Here is a 21,293-nt window from a genome sequence, read left to right as displayed (position 1 = left end):
GGAAATGATATGCTGAAAACCTTGACTGTCAACAATTTTGCATTGATTGATCATGTTCAGATAGCATTTGCTCCAGGGCTGAATATCTTAACCGGCGAAACGGGAGCAGGTAAATCGATTCTGATTGACGCTCTGAGTGCCATTCTCGGTGAACGGGCGTCTGTGGATTCGATTCGCCGCGACTGCGACTATTTTAGAGTCGAGGCTGTGTTTGATATCTCAGGCAGTCAGGCTTTGGCCGGTTTGCTTGATGAGCAGGGCGTTACCTGTGAAGAAGATACACTGATTATTAGTCGACGTTTGACTCGCAGTGGTAAGAATACCGTGACTGTTAACGGCTGTCAAATACCATTAGTCGTCTTACGCCAAATCGGAGAACTGCTGATAGATATGCATGGGCAGCATGAAAATCAGGCATTGTTGCGACCACAAGCCCATCTTGCCTTGATCGATGAGTATGCAGACAAGGTTGAGCCAATTTTAGCAGATTATAAGTCTGCTTATCAGCAATGGCAGCAAATTCACGCCGAATTAGCTGACCATGAGACCCGTTCCCGTGAGCGCGAGCGGCGCATCGAAATGTTATTATGGCAGACTGAAGAAATCGAACAGGCGGAACTTCGCCTTGGCGAAGATGAACAGTGGCAACAGGAAATCCGGCTTTTGGCCAATGTGGAAAAAATCGTTCATGCGGTTTCCCATTCCTATATTCTTTTAAAACAAGGCGAGCGCGGCAGTGCAGTGCTTTCCGCACTGGGCGAAATCAGGCGTGAACTCGAAGCCGCTGTCCGTTATGATGAATCCTTGCGTCCGAAGGCAGAAGCTTTGACTGAGTGTCTCTACCAGTTAGATGATATTGCTAGCGATCTGCGGCAATATGCTGATGGTATTGATTCTGACCCAGGCCGTTTGCAGAAGCTTGAAGACCGCATGGCTGTTATTCAAAATTTGAAAAAGAAGTACGGCTCAACCATTGCAGAAATCCTTGTCTACCAACAACAGGCTGTTACTGAATTGGAGGCTCTGCAGCAAACTGGCCATACAGTTGAACAGCTAGCAGCTAAGGGACAGGAGTTAGAGGACAAGCTGACCCATCTCAGTGCTCGTTTGGATCAAGAGCGGCGGCAGGCAGCTGCCGAGCTGGAGACAGCAGTTACACTTCAGCTCAGAGACCTCGGCATGGCGAACGCGGTCTTTAGTGTGGCCATCAGTTTCATCGACAAGTTTCTGTCAACAGGCCGTAATGAAGTGATTTGCCTATTCTCAGCCAATCGGGGTGAAGATCCCAAGCCGCTGCAGAAAGTAGCATCAGGCGGTGAATTATCCCGGATTGCTTTAGCGATTAAATCGGTCAGCGCATACAAGGATTCGGTTGGAACGGTAATCTTTGATGAAGTTGACGCCGGTATCGGCGGCAAAACCGCCCAAATGGTCGCCGAGAAAATTGCCTTTGTTGCGAGCAGCAAACAAGTGCTATGCATTACACATTCGCCGGCTATTGCCAGTATGGCTGATATTCATTTTTTAGCAGAAAAAGTGGTAGATTCGGATCGCACCATTACTTTGGTTCGACAATTAGCGCCACCAGATCGGATGCTAGAATTGGCTCGCATGGTCGCAGGTGACAATACAACACAAATTGCTGTCGAAAATGCGAGGCAGATGATAGAAACAGCAATAAAAAAGAAAGAAAAATGGACAAATGAGGTGTAAGCGCGAGCTTACACCTCATTTTTTGTATGAAATCGTCGAATTTGAATGGTTAAGTTAATATATGACAGAATTCCCGGAATAATCTCTGGTTTTTACGGGAATCATCGATAATGAACAGAAAAAAGAATCAAGCGGGCAAGGAGTGATGACAGTAAATGGATAGGCTGAATAAGCGTTCCGTTCTTGGCATAATCTCAATTATGCTGCTTGTTTCGTTTTGTATGTCCCCACAGTTTCAAAACATCTACAGTATTCCGCCGACTTTACGAATGATTGAAGGTGAACCAGCAGTATTTACTGTCAGCTTTCCCCTTACCATCGCCGTTCCTCAAGAATTCGAGCAAGTCGTAAAACTCAACCCCGACATGACCCCGTATTCGTTATCGCGGCCGGTTGCCGTCGAACCATTTCGACGGGGAAAGACCAACGTGGAGATTAAACTTCTAGGATTAATTCCGCTGCGTACCGTGGAAGTCGATGTCCTGCCGCCAATTAAGCTCTATCCTGGCGGTCATTCAATCGGAGTTGTGCTACGTTCACAGGGTGTGATTATCGTTGGTCACTCTCCAGTGAAAAACCAGCGCGGAGACTTAATTTTACCAGCAAAAGATGCGGGAGTCATGGTTGGTGACGTCATACTTAGTATGAACGGCACGCCGATCAAAAGTGATTATCAAGTGGCTGAGATTATCGATTCCAGTGGCAAACAACACAGTCAGGTTGATGTGATGATCAAGCGCCAAGAGAAAAGACTTCACTTTAGTTTAAAACCGATTCATGATTCAGAAACCCAGCGCTATCGGATTGGGTTATATGTCCGTGATAGTGCTGCCGGCGTTGGTACCTTAACCTTTTTTGATGATAAAACCCAAACATATGGAGCCCTAGGGCATGTAATCACTGACAATGACACTAATCAGCCAATTGATTGTGATGAAGGGAAAATCGTCATGGCTACTGTCTCTGGGATTCATCACGGCAAACGCGGACAACCTGGTGAAAAGATCGGCGTGTTCATTGAAGAAGACCAAATCATTGGCGATATCCAAAAAAATACGAACTTCGGTATTTACGGGAAATTGACCAATCATATTAACCACCAACTGTATCCGGAAGCTTTGCCAGTTGCTTCAATGAGTCAAGTTCAACCCGGACCTGCGCAAATGCTGACAGTAATTGACGGAGAAACAATAGAACCATTTGGCATCGAGATTCAAAAAATTAATTTGCAAGATTCTCCTGAAGGCAAAGGATTAGTAATACAAGTTACCGATCAGCGGCTGTTAGAAAAAACCGGCGGTATTGTTCAAGGCATGAGTGGTAGTCCAATTATTCAAAATGGGAAGATTGTCGGTTCGGTTACCCATGTCTTTGTGCACGATCCAAGCAAAGGCTATGGCTGTTTCATGGATTGGATGCTGATGGAAAGCGGCCTAATACCCAAGAAGCCGCAGCAAACAGCCAAGCGATTGTTCAGTTTTGCTTATAAGCATAATATAGCTTAAACCGCCGAAAGGCGGTTTTTGTACAGAGTATAGAAAATTATAAGTTCCTGGGATAACACGAGGCATTGCATTGTAAGGCTTAGTAGCTATTTTTGTGGCGGGCCCTTATCCAGGCATTAGCCCCGCTCCGGCGGTAGGGCTTAACCTCCGCTAAGGTAATGCCTGGATAAGGGCGGTCTTCTTTTTTTTAGGAATGTTAGTCGACCATAGTGGCGCTAGTGCCGCTTGTGGCGTTTGTGCTATCATACTCAGACTTTCCCTAAAGACCGCCTCAGCGGCGCAAAGAACAGAACCACTACGTCACTAAGGACATACGCTTTGTGTCTCATGTATCGCTAGTGCCGCTTGTGTTCATCGTACTTTGTCTCACCAAGAGCGCAAGCAATTTTATTACAAATGTAGAATAAACGCAGAAATTGTCAGAATTAAAATACGATAAAAATGTAATTATTTTACAAACAAGGAAGGAAGTAACTCGCTTTTGTCGAAATAGCTCTCGTATACATCATATGAGGAGGCTCCTGATAATATGACACGAGAGAAAATTAAAGTGGCAATTGCGGATGATAACCGGGAATTTGCAGAGATCATGCAAGAGTTTCTCCAACAACAGCCTGATATTGATTTAGTCGGCGTTGCGTATAACGGAGAAGAAATTCTTACAGTGATACATGACAAAAAGCCCGATGTCTTGGTTCTTGATATTATCATGCCGCATTTGGATGGAATCGGTGTGCTGGAACGGCTAAGCGGGTCTGGCGAAAAACGTCCTAAGATTATCGTTTTGACTGCTCTTGGCCAAGAAAGTGTTACCCAGCGGGTAGTGGAACTAGGCGCCGATTATTACATCTTAAAACCCTTCAATATGGATGTGTTAATCAACCGAGTTCGTCAGTTGGCCGGTGTCATTACCTCCCAACGTCCCGCCGTAGCGCAAGCAATCAAAGCCCGCCCAGTCGATGTCGAAGTAACCAGCATTATCCGCGAGATCGGTATTCCAGCTCATATCAAAGGCTACCAATACCTGCGTGATGCCATTATGATGATTGTCAACGAGATTGAGCTCCTCGGCGCGGTAACAAAAGTGCTTTATCCGATGATTGCCGATAAATATTCCACCACTCCCAGCCGAGTCGAGCGTGCCATCCGGCATGCGATTGAAGTCGCCTGGAGCCGGGGTAACATGGATATGATCAACCGTATTTTTGGTTATACGGTCAAACTTGAGAAAGGGAAACCGACAAACTCAGAGTTTATGGCAATGATTGCCGATAAGCTGCGGATGGAAATGCGAGCATAGAGAAAAAGACATTATTAAGAGCTTTCGGAAGTTTTCCGGGAGCTTTTTTCTTCAAGCTAGCAGTGTTATCGTTGGCATAGCGCCACTATACGCTTTTAGCGCGAAAAACGAGTCTATCGTTAATACAGATCTGGAAAGCATGAAACAGAGCCGCTGTCCCTGTGTTTATGGGGGACTTGTAGAATTTGGGAATTTAGTCCTGCTGGAAATCATCAAATTGAGACAAGGGTCGGATATAAATTCTATGATAGCAAGCTATAATGAAATTAGATAAAAAAATAATTGTAATGATTGTATTGTTGACTTGGAGGTCGTATTATACTCAGAATTATCCGATTGAAAGGTGGTTGCCCCATGAACCACGCGATCAAAAGGGAATCTTTCTCAATAGTGCGGTCTATTAATCCTCATTTTGATATGTCATTATTTCATGGCTTTCTTTGTTTCTACATTACATATTCTATAGTTTATAGTCCCTGATATATCAGTTTCGCATAGTTGTTATGCGCGTCTGATATATCAGGGATTTCTAATTTAAACACAGATGTAAAGGCTGTGGATGAGAAAACTTGGAGATCGGATTTAAGTTGAGTGAGCAGTCTATTTCAAAAAGCAACTGGAGGAGAGCTCAAAAAACGAGCAAATAAATTTAAAATTAAAGAATTATTTCTTTGGAGGAGCTATGCAGTTTAAATGGATTAAATTTGGCGATATTTTTCAAACTGGTGTTCTTAAGTATAATCAGTCACTATACGAGCAGTCAAAAGAGCAATTTGAAAAAGCATTAATTATTAATAAAAACGATTTTCTAGTTAATTTTTGGTTGCTTCGAGTACATACTAAGCTAGGTACTATTATAGAAGCAGATATTTATGCATCCAAGTGTGTTGCTTTAAGACCAGATCTAAAAGAACTAATAAACTATTGGCAAATGTCAACTAAAGATCATTACCTTTTAAAAGAAAACTGGATACAATTGGAAGACGAAGTTGATAAGAAAATTATGGAATATGAGAGAAACAGGCAATATTCAGGGAAAGATATTGTAAAAGTTATTCTTATAATGCTAGCAGTTTTATTCTTAGGTATATTTTTCTTCTTTTTAATTTGTCGAGCATTAAATATCCCTATTCTTTCGATTTTTGCCCAATCACCTAGTTCTGGATTAATTTATAGAAATATATTACTGATTCCCTTTATCTTTTTTTATTATCATAAACCGATACTTATCACAAATTTTTGGATAAAGATTAAAGATGTAGCCAAATTATTTAGCAATAAGAAATTCCTAAACTGGCTTACATTGTTATTAACTATAAAAATATTGGTTGGCATTCTAACATTAAGTCACAATTCAATTATTCGCGATAAAGTGGTTTTTCTTCTTCCTGAAGTTATTATTGTAGCGGTTTTTTTAGCTCCTATTTGTGAAGAAGTAATATTTAGAGGGCTATTATTTAAATGTGTAAAGCAATTTAGTAAATCTTTTGCTTATTTAATTAGTGCATTGCTGTTTTATGCATACCATGGTATAGAGGCGAATTATTTTCACTTTATATTAGGCTTAGTTTTCGCTTATGCCTATGAAGAATTTGGCACGTTAACTGCTCCTATTGTTTTACATAGTCTTCAAAATGTAGTCTTACCGTTTTTTGTAATACTTTATCACAAGATACTACCAGTGTTCTTTTAATATTGTAATTTAGGGAGGGTGGAACAGAATGAGTGAAAATGAAAGTCAGGTTTGGATGCAAAAAATGACTGCTGATCTAGTAGCCAAGCTAGTAACTCTGCCAACTACAGTCTTATTAGCAACCTTAACCAATATGGGATACCTAAACTTGCAAAACCCCGCTGATAAGGCAATTGTGACTACGTTAGTAGTGGAAGCAGCTACGAAAGAATATTTAGTCAGATCCGCTATTGAAGGAAAGCTAAGGAGTCCTTCAGAATTCCTCGGCGACATAATAAACAATGCTGTGCCAGTAGTCGGCGGATGGGAATCAAACGCAGTAAAGTTCACTTATGAATTATGGGATAAGCTAATGTCTCTTTCTAATGCATATGGTGATCCTGGCAATCCTGGTGATCCTGGTGATCCTGGTGATCCTGGTGACCCTGGTGACCCTGGTGATCCTGGTGATCCTGGTGATCCTGGTGATCCCGGCGTTCCTGGAACTCCCGGTGGCTCCGGCCTAGACCCCTTTAACCCAGGACCTACCGGTCCATTTCGTGGTGCTGAGGGAGAAACATTTGATCCATTAGTTCTCGATCTAGACGGGGATGGTATTGAAACAACAGCCGTTTCAACAGGCGGATATTTTGATTTAGATTGTAACGGATTTGCAGAAAAAACCGGATGGGTAAAGTCTGATGACGGCATCCTTGCGATGGATCGAAATGGAGACGGCATTATCAACAATGGACAAGAACTCTTCGGTGATCAAACCATTTTATCAAACGGTGTAAAGGCCAGTAGCGGATTTCAGGCGTTAGCAGATCTTGATAGTAACACTGATGGGATTATCGATACAAATGATACAGAGTTTTCACAACTTCGCGTATGGAAAGACGTCAATGGGGATGGGTATTCTACTACCAATGAGTTGCTCACTCTCACTGAACTTGGCATCAAGTCAATAAGCCTGAGTAATACATCTACTAATACTACCGATGCTAGTGGCAACACGCAGGCTCGCTTAGGTTTATTTGAAAGATTAGATGGAACAGTATCGTCCATGGGTGAATATTTGTTTAACCGTGATACTATCCATTCAGTGGCTACACAATGGATAGATGTAAGCCCGGAAATTAAGGAACTTCCCTATTTACAGGGGCACGGGAATGTGTATGATCTTTGGCAAGCTATGGCCCGCGACTCAAGTGGTGTCTTACAAGACTTAGTTCAGGCATTCATTGCGGAAACGGAACCCGCAGTTCGTGAAGAGATAATGGAACAAATTTTATTTAAATGGACCGATAGCGACGTAATTGATCCTGCTAGCCGAGGTTCAAATATTGATGCAAGGCAATTGGCTGTACTGGAGAGCATGTTCGGTCAAGAATTTGTTGGGGTGCTGACAACGGGCGGGACTACTCCTGATCCAAATGTTAACGCTGCTGCTGTTCTAAAAGATATCTATGCGGATATGAAAGAATACTTCTACATCCGGTTAATGGCGCAAAGCACTTGTGCTGATTTAATGAATGCAATAACATTTTCCTGGGACGCAGAAAATAATACGGTGATTGATAGCTTAGCTGGGGTTCAGACCAAGATTGATGCAATGCTGGTAGCAAATAATTATACCGGAGTAATCAGTCTGATTGAATTTGCTCGTGTTTTAAATGGACTGGGACTAAACTCTAGTCTGGTCGATTTTGAGCGATTTAAGGATTATTACGCGACACAAGATGTAGACCTAGGATTTGCCATTGAGTCAGCAGGTCGAAACATTATCTATGGATTGCTTGGTGATGACTTCATTGAAGGTACTTCTCGAACCGACGTTATCATAGGCGGCGATGGAGCTGATAACCTGTTAGGGTATTGCGGCGAAGATTTTCTTTATGGTGGGGGCGGGAGTGACCATATTATCGGTGGGAATCATAATGATATTCTAAGTGGCGGCGATGGTGACGACATTCTTTCTGGCGAAGCTGATGTAGATAAGTTGTACGGTGGGGATGGAAACGACTATTTAAGTGGCGGAAGTGGCAATGATATTTTAACAGGGGATCTTGGTAGCGATATTCTCAGCGGTGACGATGGTAGTGACCAGCTATTGGGCGGCGATGGTGATGACATTTTGTACGGTGACAACGGAGAGGATGTACTTGATGGAGGCGTCGGAAACGATTTCTTAGACGGAAGCGCCGGAAGCGACGTTTATCTTTATGGATTGGGATCCGGTAATGATGCAATCCATAGCTATGATTCTGATGTTGCATCAATCGATATTGTCCAAATGGGTGAGGGGATAACCCAAGACCAAGTAGAGTTCAATTACAACGCTGCGCAGAATGCTAACGCCCATTATTGGGAAGATATTACGATGAAGCTTAGGAATAGCGGAGAGACCTTAACGCTAAGAAATTGGTTTATGGGAGATGCCTATCAGGTAGACAAAATCCGGTTCGCCGATGGGAGTGAAATAACGGCATCGGAAATTACTGCCACAATTAAGACAGTTGGAACCGAAAATGCTGATACAATATTTGGCAGCAGCTATCATGGCGATAAAATGTATGGACTTGGTGGAAATGATACTATTTTTGGCGAAGGCGGCAATGATGTCATATATGGCGGCGATGGCAACGATTCATTAAATGGTCATTCCGGAGACGATATCTTATACGGAGAAGCAGGAAATGATTACTTAAGTGGGTACGGAGGAAACGATACTCTATATGGCGGTGATGGGGACGAGACATTGCTCGGTGATGAGGGTAATGACCACTTATATGGAGAGGAAGGCGTCGATACTCTGTATGGATATACTGGAGACGATGTTCTAGATGGTGGTGCTGGTAATGATATCTTAGACGGCGGTACTGGAAATGACGTTTATCTTTACGGATTGGGATCGGGTAACGATTTTGTTAGTAACAACGATTCTAATGATACGTCGGTAGATATCATCCAAATGGGTGAGGGGATAACCCAAGACTTAGTTGAGTTCAATTTCAACGCTGCTCAGAATTCCAACGCTAATTATTGGGAAGATATTACGATCAAGTTAAAAAATAGCGGCGAAATACTGACGTTAAGAAACTGGTTTATGGGAGATGCCTATCAGGTAGATAAGATCCGGTTCGCTGATGGGAGTGAAATAACGGCATGAGAGGAAGGCGTCGATACTCTATATGGATATACTGGAGACGATGTTCTAGATGGTGGTGCTGGTAATGATATCTTAGACGGCGGTACTGGAAATGACGTTTATCTATACGGATTGGGATCAGGTAACGATTTTGTTAGTAACAACGATTCTAATGCTACGTCGGTAGATATTATCCAAATGGGTGAGGGGATAACCCAAGACCTAGTTGAGTTCAATTTTAACGCTGCTCAGAATTCAAACGCCCAGTGCTGGGAAGATATTACGATCAAGTTAAAAAATAGCGGCGAAATACTGACGTTAAGAAACTGGTTTATGGGAGATGCCTATCAGGTAGATAAGATCCGGTTCGCCGATGGGAGTGAAATAACGGCATGAGAGGAAGGCGTCGATACTCTGTATGGATATACTGGAGACGATGTTCTAGATGGTGGTGCTGGTAATGACTATCTTCAAGGCGGCGCTAATGACGATATTTATATTTATGGGTTAGGGTCAGGCAATGACATCATTGACAATGATTCTTCTGATTGGGCTACAGCCATAGATATCATTCAAATTGGTGCGGGTCTTTCCCAAGATTCATTTAGATATATTCAAGACTCCGAAAATGTCATTTTGAAACTTAAGGATACGGGTGAAGCTTTAACCATAAAGAACTGGCTTATAGGCGATAGCTATCGCCCTGATGCAATTGTATTTGCCGATGGAAGCGAGATTTCGGCTTCACAATTATCCAGTATGGTTCAGGCTATTGGTACGGCTGGCAATGACTATCTGTATACGAGTAACTATCACGACGATAAAGTGTATGGATTGGATGGGAATGATACCCTGGGTGGTTATGGAGGCAATGATGAGCTGCTCGGTGGAAATGGTAACGATTACTTATACGGTGGAAATGGCAACGATACTTTATATGGAGAAGCGGGGATGGATACTTTATACGGCGAAACCGGTGATGACCATCTCTATGGCGGCGATAGCAACGATATTTTATATGGCAACGAAGGTGAAGATGTACTCGACGGCGGTATAGAAAACGACGTACTGGATGGCGGCGCAGGTCTAGACACTATGGTCGGAGGATTGGGTGATGATGTCTACGTCGTAGATAGCAATGATTTGGTGATCGAAAATGAAGGAGAAGGCACTGATACGGTTAAGGCATCCGTCACATATACATTAAGTGCCAATGTAGAGAATCTAACATTGACTGAGTCTGCCGCTAATGGAACAGGTAACGAACTAGATAATGTGATTCTTGGCAATAGTTATAATAACGTACTAAACGGCGGCGCAGGCAATGATATGCTTGACGGCGGAACAGGGGCCGACGTCATGTCTGGTGGATCGGGCGACGACACATATATCGTAGATAACGCTAATGATATGGTAATTGAAATTGTTGGTGAAGGTATCGATACGGTGAAGTCATCCCTAAACTATATATTAGGCGCTAATGTAGAGAATCTTACATTGACTGGAAGCGCCGCAAGTGGCACAGGCAACGAATTGGACAATATGATCATCGGAAACAGTTATAATAACACGCTAAACGGCGGCGCGGGCAACGATACGCTAGACGGCGGTGTTGGCTGGGATGCAATGATTGGTGAAGTCGGTGATGACACATATGTTGTAGATAATACAAGCGATGTAATAACAGAAAATGCTGGCGAAGGTACCGATACGGTGAAGTCCTTTATCACGTACACTCTGGGTTCCACGCTGGAGAATTTGACCTTAATTGGCACAGCTACCATTAATGGATCAGGCAATTCCTTAGACAATGTGCTGATAGGCAATAGTAGTGCTAATACGTTGGACGGTGGTCTAGGAGCGGACACCATGTTTGGTAGTGGCGGCGATGACACCTATGTTGTGGACAGTGCGAATGATATAGTAACGGAGAATATAGGTGGAGGAAACGATACGGTGAAGTCGTCTCTCTCCTACACACTAGGCGCTAACGTCGAAAACCTAACTTTGACCGGGACGGAGGCAAGTGAAGGAACAGGAAATGAACTTGACAATGTGATCACCGGCAACAATTATAATAACGTGCTAAGCGGTGGGGCAGGAAATGATTCGCTAAACGGCGGCGCTGGAGCGGACACTATGGCTGGCGGAATGGGCGACGACACCTATATTGTGGATAGTGCTAGCGATGTTATTATCGAGAGTATCAACGAAGGTATCGATACGGTGAAGTCGTCTGTCTCCTATACACTAAGCGCCACGATCGAGAATCTTATCTTGACTGGTTCTGCAATGACTGGTACAGGAAACGAACTAGACAATATGATCACCGGCAACAGCTACAACAACATACTAAGTGGTGGCGCTGGCAACGACACACTTGACGGCGGCGCGGGAACAGATACCATGTTCGGCGGAATTGGCGATGATACCTATCTACTTGACAGCACTAGTGATGTCGTAACAGAATACTTTGGCGAAGGCATCGATACGGTTAGGGCGTCTACCTCATACACGTTGGGGGCCAATCTGGAAAATCTAACATTGACTGGTACTAATAGCATCAAGGGTATAGGGAATGGACTGGATAATCTCATCATCGGCAACAACGGAAATAATATCCTAGATGGCGCTGCAGGGGCGGATAGCCTGGTTGGCGGACTGGGTGCAGACACCTATATCGTTGATAATGAAGGGGACGTTGTAATCGAAGACGCTGAAGCAGGCACAGATACGGTTAAGTCATCTACTACCTATATGCTATCTGCCAATGTAGAAAACCTCACCTTGACTGAGCTGACTGCTATCAATGGAACGGGGAACGGACTGAATAATGTAATCACAGGCAACAGCGGTGACAACAGTCTGTATGGAATGGATGGCAACGATACACTATGCGGTGGAGTTGGCAACGATATATTGCTTGGCGGGACTGGCGACGATGTCATTTATGGCGATGGCGGCGGGGAGACGGTACGGAGTATCAGTATGGATAATTCGGCTCCTATTACCATACCCGACAGTTTCCTTGCGGGAGTAAGCAAGTCTTATACTGTGAACGAAAGCGGCATTATTGCTGACCTAAATGTTTGGCTAAATATCACCCATACATTCGACAGAGACTTATCCGCGTACTTAATTGGTCCCGATGGAACCAGTGTAGAGCTATTCGCTAATGTTGGATCTAGTGGTGACAATTTTCAAAACACACAATTAGACGATGAAGCTACGACTACCATTAGTAGTGGTACGGCGCCATTTAGTGGCAGTTATCGCCCAAGCCAAGCGCTCAGTGTGTTTGATGGCATGAATACCGCTGGTGTATGGAATTTGAAGGTTGTTGATAATGCCAATGGCGATGTAGGTCAATTAATAGCAGCGCAGATTGAATTCTCAGTTCTGAGTGAAACGAGTGATGGTCATAATGACACGTTGTATGGCGGAGAAGGGGCTGACACGCTTTACGGATGCGGTGGCAACGATATCCTTGATGGTGGTTCTGACAACGACATCTTAAAAGGTGGCCTAGGTGACGACACCTATCTGTTCGGCGTCGGCTCCGGCAACGACACCATCAACAGCTATGAAGGAGCAGATAATGGCCTCGACACCCTCCAGTTCCAAAACCTCGTTTTGGCCAGTATCGAATTTGCTCGGAGCAATAACGACCTGGTATGCACCATCACGCAAACCGGTGAAACCGTCCGTCTCAGCAATTGGACGTTGGGATCAGCCTACCAAGTTGCCACCTTCCAATTCACCAATACGACGTTAAACGCTGCTGAGGTAAATCAGCGCATAGCCTAATCAACGAATTTTGGTTTGCTAGTAAGGTTGTAACGGTGAGCGAATGCCAGCAGATATGGCATTCGCTCACCGTTGAATATTGCAATGGAGGGTGCTTATGAATTCTACCGCAAGCGCAGATGCAGAACCAGTCGACCCTGCAGCTCAGCCAGCTATCGACAGCGGCCTGATGTGTCTTGTCACAGCCGCCCGCCTTCTCGGCATACCTGCTGACTATCAGCAACTGAAAAGAGCATTTGCCGTCTCTGATGCCCCCGTAAACACTATCGATCTCTTACGCGCTGCTAAGGAACTGGGGCTTAAAGCGAAACAAACTCGTACTCTGGCGGCTAAGCTCGCGAAACTCTCGTTGCCAGCCATTATTCAATTAACAAACGGACAATACTCCGTCATCGTCAAAGCTGACGCTGAGAGAGTTCTGGTATTTGACCCCTATAAAGAGCGTCCGCTGGCTCTTACCTATGAAAACTTGGCGTCTGCTTGGACGGGAGCCGTCATCTTATTAACCCGTCGCTTCAGCCTTGCCAATTTGGAGCAAGAGTTTAACTTTAGCTGGTTTATTCCTGTCATTGTGAAATTCAAACGCTTTTTTAGCGAAGTACTGGTAACTTCTTTTTTCCTCCAGAGTTTTGGCCTGATTACACCATTATTTACCCAAGTCATAATCGACAAGGTGTTAATCCATAAAGGTGTTACAACACTCGATATTTTGGCGATTGGCCTGTTGATGATGAATGTCTTTGAAGGTGTCCTCGGCATACTGCGGACTTACCTCTTTTCCCATACGACCAATCGGGTTGATGTTATCCTCGGCGCTAAGTTGTTTAATCACATGCTTGCCTTGCCGCTAAAGTATTTCGAAATCAGGCGGGTAGGAGATACAGTGGCACGGGTGAGAGAATTGGAGAACATTCGTCAATTTTTAACAGGGTCTGCACTTACTGTAGTTCTAGACTTATTTTTCGGGACTGTATTCATTATTGCCATGTTTTTCTATAGTGTCCAACTCAGTCTAGTTACACTGGCATCATTACCGTTCTTTCTTGGATTGTCGATTTTTGTTACCCCAATCTTTAAGCGCCGCCTTAACCACAAATTTGCTTGCGGCGCGGAGGTACAGTCTTATCTAGTGGAATCAATCACCGGGATTCATACGGTAAAAAGCCTGGCTATCGAGCCGCAGCTTAATCGCAAATGGGAAGGAATACTGGCCAATTACGTCAAGGCTTCCTTTAACACTACTCTTCTTGGGAATATGGCTGGAAATACCGCCCAATTTGTTCAAAAAGCGGCTAACTTAGCAATTTTGTGGTTTGGCGCTCACCTGGTTATGGATGGAAAACTCACCGTTGGTCAACTGATCGCCTTTCAAATGCTGGCAGGCAGAGTAACCGATCCAGTATTGCGCCTGGCCAACCTTTGGCAAGATTTTCAGCAAGTCCGACTGTCTGTTGAACGGTTAGGCGATGTGCTCAATTGTCCGCGTGAACCGGCGTTTAACCCTAACCGTACGCTATTACCGCCGCTCAAAGGGCATGTCACACTAGATAATTTGGCCTTTCGTTATCGTATCGACGGTCCGCTTGTGCTTGATGACATCAGCCTGCAGATAGAATCAGGCACAACCGTTGGTATTGTTGGTCGCTCTGGTTCCGGCAAAAGCACACTGACAAAACTCATCCAACGCCTGTATATCCCAGAGCGAGGCCGTGTCCTCATCGATGGGATTGATTTAGCCCAAGTAGAGCCTGCCTGGCTGAGACGTCAAATCGGTGTGGTATTGCAAGAGAACTTTCTCTTTAATGGCAGCGTCAGAGATAACATTGCCGCCGTCGTACCAGGCGCTTCCATGGAGAAAATCGTACAGTCTGCCAAACTGGCCGGAGCGCATGAATTCATTCTGGAGCTTCCCGAAGGCTATGATACAGGTGTGGGAGAACGCGGGACCTCTTTATCTGGCGGTCAGCGGCAGCGCATCGCTATCGCTAGGACACTCTTGAGCAACCCCCGAATCCTCATCTTTGACGAAGCGACCAGCGCTCTCGATTACCAGTCTGAGCGAATTATACAGGACAATCTGCAGCACATTTGTCAAGGTCGCACCGTATTTATCATCGCTCACCGGTTGTCTACCGTGCGAAGCGCCGATCTCATTGTCGTCGTTGAAAAAGGCCGCATCGTTGAAAAGGGCAGTCACGAACAGCTCATGAAACAAAAAGGCGCGTACTATCATCTCTACTCGCAGCAGGAGGGCAAACACGAATGCGCCTGATGCTATATAAATGGATAAAACAACGATTGGAAACAGAAGAATTCCGCAAACAAACGGCTGCAACCAGCCAACTTAACCAACAGGAACTGGAATTTTTGCCCGCGGCGCTGGAAATCGTAGAGACGCCGCCTTCGCCGATAGGCCGGGCCACTGCCTGGCTATTGATTACGCTGTTTACGGTGGCAATAACTTGGGCCTGTATTGGTCAAATCGAGGAAGTTGCCGTCGCGACAGGCAAGGTTATTCCTTCGGGCTATACCAAGACGATACAAGCGGAAGACAAGGGCGTTGTCAAGCGCATCCATGTCAAGGATGGCAGCAAGGTCAAAGCAGGCGATTTGCTTATCGAACTTGATACTACTATGACCGGCGCGGATGTTTCGCGCATGGTGAAAGAACAAGCCTATTACCGGCTGGAATTGCAGCGCCTGACCGCCGAACAAGCAGGTCAACCTTTTGTGCCAGATACGAATTCAGGAGCCAGCCAAGAAGATATCCAGTATCAACTTCGCTTGTACCGTAGCCGGATGGCGGAATACCAGGCGAAAACAGAAACTGCTCAACAAGGGATACACCAAGCTCAGGCAGCCTTAGACATTGGCCAGGCAACTAAACAAAAACTGTTTATGCAGCTTGAGATAGCGGCTGATAAAGAAGAGAGAATGCGGGAACTAGTAGGCCAGGGGGCTGTTTCGCAGTTCCTGTATCAAGATTACCGGGAAAAGAAGCTTACCTTGCAGCAAGACCTCGCGGCTCAAACCAATGAACTGGTTAAAGCCAACCATGCTCTGCTGCAGAGTATGGAAACGAAGAATAACATTATTAGCGAACATGATCGGGATATCATGACTAAACTCGTAGAAGACCGCCGTCAACTGCAGAATATTGAAGAAGAATTGAAAAAGGCTAAAGAAAAAGACCGGCTGAGTACCATTACATCGCCGATAACCGGTACAGTCAACCAATTAGTGATCCACACCATCGGGGCGGTGGTAACGCCGGCGCAAACATTGATGCTGATTGTGCCTGAAGGGGCGAAAATGGAGATTGAGGCCTGGGTAGCCAATAAAGATATCGGCTTCATATATGAAGGGCAGGATGCTGAGGTTAAAGTGGAGACCTTTAACTTCCAAAAGTACGGAACCTTAGAAGCCAAATTATTCGAGCTAAGCTCTGATGCGGTGGAAGATAAGGAGAAAGGGTTAGTGTACCGGGCAGTGCTACAAACAAGTCAGGATCATTTTGCCTTAGCTAATGGAAGGAAAGTGTATTTAACTCCAGGGATGGCGGTTACGGCAGAGGTCAAGACAAGACAGAAACGAATTATTGAGTACTTTATGGATCCATTTATTAAGTATAGGAGCGAGGGGTTGAGGGAGCGGTAGTAATAGTGGAGTTTCAAATAAATGCCATCTTGTCTTTTGCAGGAATTTTTAATGGCGAAAGGAAATACTCTAGATAACATAGTATTTTCGCATAGGTGCTTTGAATGTGTTCAAAGAGGGGGCCCAAAGGTGATAGGGCTACAAACCAATCAGCGCATAATGATCCTTGTTGGCGAGTTTGGCAGCGGCAAGACCGAACTCGCTATTCAGCATGCTCTGATGCTGGCGGCTCAAGGCGTTAAAACTGCGATTGTTGATATTGATATTGTAAAGCCCTATTTTCGCACCCGCGAAAGCCGGGAGTTGCTGGAAGCGAGCGGAGTTTATGTAGTGGCGCCTGAGCAGTGTTTGGCTCATTCGGATTTGCCAATTCTGCCACAAGACTTATCGCGAATTCTATACGACGACTCTTACCAAGTGGTGATGGATGTCGGCGGTGGTGAGTCGGCAATCGTAATGGGGCAGCTTAGACCGCAACTGTCTGAAGTCGGCTATGAAGCTTTACTAGTGGTCAACACAAGGCGACCATTTACCGCCGATAGCGATGGCATTGTTAGTACTTTGCGGCGAATCGAGCAGGTTTCTCGTCTCACCGTGTCCGGATTAATCGCCAATACGAACCTAGCGGCTGAAACAACAGCTGAACATATACTGGCAGGACTCGAGATAGTGAAGCTGGCAGCCGAATGCCTGCAGTTGCCTGTGAGCGGGCTGGTTGCTCCGCTTTGGCTGAAGGATAAGATTCAAGCCGATGTCCCAATAGTTTGGCTAAACCCGCGAACCCGATATCCCTGGATGGAATAGAATGGAGGTCCCTATGCAACAAATCAATGAAAAGTTAATCGAAAAGCCAATCTCATCGGAAAGAATTTACGAGGGAGCGATTGTCAATATTCGCCGTGACACAGTCACGCTGCCAAATGGCAAATCGGCGACCCGTGAAGTGGTTGAACATCCGGGGGCGGTCGCGGTTGTACCGGTAACTGATGATGGCAAAGTAATTCTCGTCAGGCAGTTCAGGCACCCTATCGGGCAACTTCTGCTAGAAATACCGGCAGGTAAACTGGACAAAGGCGAACATCCTGACGATTGTGCCCGGCGTGAATTGGAGGAAGAGACGGGGTTCGTGGCCTCCCAACTGAGGAGAATTGCTTCGATATTTACAACACCGGGCTTTACGAATGAAATCATCCATATTTATTTAGCCACCGGGTTGACTGCCACTGCGCAGCATCCGGATGAGGATGAGTTCCTCGCTGTTGAGTACTATGACCGAGACCAAATTAAAGAGCTGCTCGCGGCAGGCGAACTGCAAGATTCCAAGACCGCGCTTGGCCTGTTATTAACGGAGAGTCTGCGGTGAAACAATTTTTTGCTGATTTACATATTCATGTTGGCTGCACAGACAATGGGACCTGGGTCAAAATCCCGACATCGCGTCGGCTGACAGTACGCAATATTTTGCACGAAGCGGATTGCCGCAAGGGTATTGACATCATTGGAGTTGTTGACTGCATGTCACCGCCCGTTCTTGCCGATCTTCGCCAATTGCTGGCTGAAGGCATGATTCGCGTCCAGTCAGGCGGCGGCTATTTGTTTGAGGGTGGCACTGCTCTCATGCTCGGAGCAGAAATTGAGACAGCTGAAGCGGATGGCAAACAGTCCCATACGCTGATTTTTCTGCCTGATATTGAGACAATGACGGCATTCTCCGCTACCATGTCTAAACATATTCGCAATATCGGCCTGAGTTCACAAAATGCCCATATGACTTTGGGCAATCTGATCGATATTGCGGTTGGGTTTGAGGCGCTCATCATTCCTGCGCATATATTTACCCCACACAAAGGCTTGTATGGTTCGTGTACAAGACGCATGGCAAACATTTTATCAGACAAACAAATACAATCCTTGGCTGCAGTTGAACTCGGGCTAAGCGCAGATGCAATGATGGCTGATCGCATTGCCGAACTTAGTGAACTCAGTTTTATCACTAACTCAGACGCTCATTCGCCTGACAAAATCGCCAGAGAATATAATTTGCTCTTATTGGCAGAACCAAGCTATCAGGAATTAGCTCTTGCATTGGCCCGCAAAGGCGGGCGACGGGTCGCTACTAATTATGGACTTGATCCCCGCCTCGGAAAATATCATCGAACTCTATGCGATGCCTGTGGCCATGTGGAAATCGAGAATAAGACAGTCGCGCTTTGTCCAGCTTGCGGCAGCAAAAAAGTGGTACGAGGCGTCTTTGACCGGATAGACGACATTGCCGATTTCAGCTTGCCGCAACATCCCGATTTTCGCGTTCCTTATCATTATCAGATTCCTCTCGGATTTATTCCAGGGGTAGGGAAAGTTGCAATAGACCGTCTACTGGCTGCCTTTGGCAGTGAGATGGCAGTACTGCATCGAGCAACTCAACATGAGATCGCCGCTGTCGTTGGGGAGAAGACGGCGGCAGCAATTTTGGCGGCACGATCTGGCGAGGCTCGCATCGTGGCTGGAGCTGGCGGGATATATGGCCGTATGCTGAAAATGTAGTGGACATGTCATAATCAACGCTACCCCGCATACACATAAAGTATACGTAAAGTCTACTTTATGTGGGAGGGGCGTCACCTTGGATTACTTCCGTAAAAACTTGTTTAATTATATACGGGCGAATATCGTCGGCTATTTCTTTATTTTGCTCGTGTTCGTAGGTGGGGTTGTTTTCGGCGCATTAGCTGTCAAAACTCTGCCAGATGAACAAAAAACTGAACTTATCGGTTATTTACAAATCTTTTTTCAAGGATTTACTGTATGGTCTGCTGAGTCTTGGGGTAGTACTGAACTATTTGCTAACGTTGTATTCAATCACATCAAGACAGTTGGCCTGATCTGGTTGCTCGGATTTACTGTTATCGGTATGCCGCTAGTTTGGTTCATCGTCTTTACCCGCGGTTTTGTCATCGGCTTTACCGTAGGTTTTCTCGTTAATGAATATATCATGAAGGGGCTGGTCTTCGCATTAGCAGCCGTTCTGCCTCATAGTCTTCTTAGCGTGCCAGCCGTGATCGCGGCAGGTGTGGCAGCGACTTCGTTTTCCCTATGGCTTGCCCGCCGCCGCAGCAATCCCAAGACAACCCTTGGTTATGAAGCAATCGGGTATTCGGTGCTGTGCCTAACCATGCTTCTCATCCTTCTCGTCGCCGCAGTGGTTGAAGTTTATATCTCACCTTTATTCATGAAGTTTGTCGTGGCGATGCTCTTCAAGCAGCCTTGAAATTATTTGGGCGTGTCTCTGGTGAGCATAATCACTGAATTTCTGAATATGTATGTTATTAAGTTAAGCGTTTACAGTAAGCGTGCCATAAACTTATGACATAATTATGATAATATTTCAAAAAAGACAGAAATTTTGACAGGAAAACAAAGGGAAAAATAATAACAATGTTGAATAATGTTGGTAACAATGTTCCTGTTACTCGTTTAATCTATTTCAACCATAATCAGAAGTGGTTTATTTGGCGAGAAAAAGGGTGGGAAAGATGGAAAGCTTTGTATCTGAATTTATTAATTATCTTGCGGTTGAACGTGGCTTGGCCCAAAATACGTTAGAATCGTATGGTAGGGACCTTCGTCAGTTCCAGGCTTATCTGCAGGAGAGCAAAATTGATTTTATGAAAGATCTTAACCGGAGTACCATCCTTACATATTTGAACAATCTGCAAACCAATGGCAAGGCGGTATCAACCATATCGCGTAACCTAGCGGCAATCAAATCATTCTATCAGTATCTGGTGCGAGAACGCTACCTAGAGAAAGATCCCGCGGCGCACCTAGAGTCGCCAAAACTGGAAAAGAAACTACCCAAGGTTCTTTCTGTGCACGAAGTTGAAGAACTGCTTAAGCAGCCGAACGCATTGCTGCCAGCTGGTCTTAGAGATAAGGCGATGCTTGAACTCCTTTATGCGACTGGTATTCGCGTTTCTGAATTGATCTCGCTCAACATTTCTGATGTAAATCTCGATATGGGATATATCAAGTGTTATGGAAAAGGCTCGAAAGAACGGATTGTTCCGCTCGGTTCTATTGCAGCAAAGTGTGTCCAAGATTATCTGGGAAAGGGTCGGACTAAACTAGTGCGAACCTATGAAGAAGCTGCTCTGTTTATCAATCATCACGGTAATCGCTTAACCCGGCAGGGCTTCTGGAAAATTATCAAAAAGTATGCTCAGGAAGCGTGTATTGTTAAAGAGATTACCCCGCACACTTTGCGTCATTCCTTTGCTACTCACCTCCTCGAGAACGGCGCTGATTTGCGTTCAGTGCAAGAAATGCTAGGCCATGCTGATATTTCGACAACTCAAATATATACTCATGTAACTCGCAATCACTTGAAGGAAGTGTATGATAAGACGCATCCTCGAGCCTAATTACTGCACTACTAAGCATTACCTAGATATTTGTGCCATAAATACATAAGCTATAGTAAATGCGAAA

At 45.0% G+C, this 21,293-nt stretch carries 14 protein-coding genes; all 14 read left to right on the top strand.

Going from position 1 to position 21,293, the window contains the following annotated elements; all coding sequences use genetic code 11:
• Window positions 1–9 precede the first annotated feature (9 nt).
• The 14 genes from recN (at window position 10) to xerD (ending at window position 21,226) form a co-directional block, all read left to right on the top strand.
• Window positions 10–1,713, top strand: coding sequence for a DNA repair protein RecN (recN, locus tag AXX12_RS06960; protein ID WP_066239988.1), 1,704 nt, complete (start codon window positions 10–12; stop codon window positions 1,711–1,713).
• Between the two features lie 155 nt (window positions 1,714–1,868).
• Complete coding sequence (gene spoIVB / locus AXX12_RS06955) at window positions 1,869–3,218, top strand: SpoIVB peptidase (RefSeq protein ID WP_066239986.1); 1,350 nt, start codon at window positions 1,869–1,871, stop codon at window positions 3,216–3,218.
• A 529-nt stretch (window positions 3,219–3,747) separates the two neighbouring features.
• Window positions 3,748–4,518 (top strand): sporulation transcription factor Spo0A, encoded by a 771-nt coding sequence (gene spo0A, locus AXX12_RS06950; protein ID WP_066239984.1) that lies wholly within the window; start codon window positions 3,748–3,750, stop codon window positions 4,516–4,518.
• Between the two features lie 682 nt (window positions 4,519–5,200).
• On the top strand, window positions 5,201–6,211 hold the full coding sequence (locus AXX12_RS06945; RefSeq protein WP_066239983.1) for a CPBP family intramembrane glutamic endopeptidase: 1,011 nt from the start codon (window positions 5,201–5,203) through the stop codon (window positions 6,209–6,211).
• A 28-nt stretch (window positions 6,212–6,239) separates the two neighbouring features.
• On the top strand, window positions 6,240–9,362 hold the full coding sequence (locus tag AXX12_RS06940; RefSeq protein ID WP_066239980.1) for a calcium-binding protein: 3,123 nt from the start codon (window positions 6,240–6,242) through the stop codon (window positions 9,360–9,362).
• 177 nt (window positions 9,363–9,539) lie between these two features.
• Complete coding sequence (locus AXX12_RS20130; protein WP_197470661.1) at window positions 9,540–9,737, top strand: calcium-binding protein; 198 nt, start codon at window positions 9,540–9,542, stop codon at window positions 9,735–9,737.
• A gap of 240 nt (window positions 9,738–9,977) precedes the next feature.
• Entirely contained in the window at window positions 9,978–13,148 is a 3,171-nt protein-coding gene (locus tag AXX12_RS06930) for a calcium-binding protein (protein ID WP_066239975.1), read from the top strand.
• 97 nt (window positions 13,149–13,245) lie between these two features.
• Entirely contained in the window at window positions 13,246–15,420 is a 2,175-nt protein-coding gene (locus AXX12_RS06925) for a type I secretion system permease/ATPase (protein ID WP_066239973.1), read from the top strand.
• Window positions 15,411–16,805 carry an HlyD family type I secretion periplasmic adaptor subunit gene (locus AXX12_RS06920; protein ID WP_074431342.1) on the top strand — a complete coding sequence of 465 codons (1,395 nt, stop codon included), beginning with the start codon at window positions 15,411–15,413 and terminating at the stop codon, window positions 16,803–16,805. Before AXX12_RS06925 ends, AXX12_RS06920 begins: the two co-directional genes overlap by 10 nt.
• Window positions 16,806–16,934: 129 nt before the next feature.
• Window positions 16,935–17,609 (top strand): hypothetical protein, encoded by a 675-nt coding sequence (locus AXX12_RS06915; RefSeq protein WP_231881825.1) that lies wholly within the window; start codon window positions 16,935–16,937, stop codon window positions 17,607–17,609.
• Between the two features lie 13 nt (window positions 17,610–17,622).
• Window positions 17,623–18,168: an NUDIX domain-containing protein gene (locus AXX12_RS06910; protein ID WP_197470660.1), complete on the top strand. Its 546-nt coding sequence runs from the start codon at window positions 17,623–17,625 to the stop codon at window positions 18,166–18,168.
• The gene (locus AXX12_RS06905) at window positions 18,165–19,349 is read left to right on the top strand and encodes an endonuclease Q family protein (RefSeq protein ID WP_066239968.1); all 1,185 of its coding nucleotides are present in this window, start codon (window positions 18,165–18,167) and stop codon (window positions 19,347–19,349) included. Before AXX12_RS06910 ends, AXX12_RS06905 begins: the two co-directional genes overlap by 4 nt.
• A 79-nt stretch (window positions 19,350–19,428) precedes the next feature.
• Window positions 19,429–20,073, top strand: coding sequence for a stage II sporulation protein M (gene spoIIM, locus AXX12_RS06900; protein WP_066239967.1), 645 nt, complete (start codon window positions 19,429–19,431; stop codon window positions 20,071–20,073).
• Window positions 20,074–20,338: 265 nt separating this feature from the next.
• Window positions 20,339–21,226: a site-specific tyrosine recombinase XerD gene (xerD, locus tag AXX12_RS06895; RefSeq protein WP_066239964.1), complete on the top strand. Its 888-nt coding sequence runs from the start codon at window positions 20,339–20,341 to the stop codon at window positions 21,224–21,226.
• The last annotated feature ends 67 nt before the right edge of the window (window positions 21,227–21,293 follow it).

This window comes from Anaerosporomusa subterranea (assembly GCF_001611555.1).
GTDB classification, from domain to species: domain Bacteria; phylum Bacillota; class Negativicutes; order Sporomusales; family Acetonemataceae; genus Anaerosporomusa; species Anaerosporomusa subterranea.
Note: the sequence above shows the minus strand (reverse complement) of the source record. Positions and strands in the feature narration are given on the sequence as shown.

Excerpts from the sequence above, each read along its gene's own strand:
- recN (WP_066239988.1), top strand. The coding sequence starts at position 10 with ATGCTGAAAACCTTGACTGTCAACAATTTTGCATTGATTGATCATGTT.
- spoIVB (WP_066239986.1), top strand. The coding sequence starts at position 1,869 with ATGGATAGGCTGAATAAGCGTTCCGTTCTTGGCATAATCTCAATTATG.
- spo0A (WP_066239984.1), top strand. The coding sequence starts at position 3,748 with ATGACACGAGAGAAAATTAAAGTGGCAATTGCGGATGATAACCGGGAA.
- AXX12_RS06945 (WP_066239983.1), top strand. The coding sequence starts at position 5,201 with ATGCAGTTTAAATGGATTAAATTTGGCGATATTTTTCAAACTGGTGTT.
- AXX12_RS06940 (WP_066239980.1), top strand. The coding sequence starts at position 6,240 with ATGAGTGAAAATGAAAGTCAGGTTTGGATGCAAAAAATGACTGCTGAT.
- AXX12_RS20130 (WP_197470661.1), top strand. The coding sequence starts at position 9,540 with ATGGGTGAGGGGATAACCCAAGACCTAGTTGAGTTCAATTTTAACGCT.
- AXX12_RS06925 (WP_066239973.1), top strand. The coding sequence starts at position 13,246 with ATGAATTCTACCGCAAGCGCAGATGCAGAACCAGTCGACCCTGCAGCT.
- AXX12_RS06920 (WP_074431342.1), top strand. The coding sequence starts at position 15,411 with ATGCGCCTGATGCTATATAAATGGATAAAACAACGATTGGAAACAGAA.
- AXX12_RS06910 (WP_197470660.1), top strand. The coding sequence starts at position 17,623 with ATGCAACAAATCAATGAAAAGTTAATCGAAAAGCCAATCTCATCGGAA.
- xerD (WP_066239964.1), top strand. The coding sequence starts at position 20,339 with ATGGAAAGCTTTGTATCTGAATTTATTAATTATCTTGCGGTTGAACGT.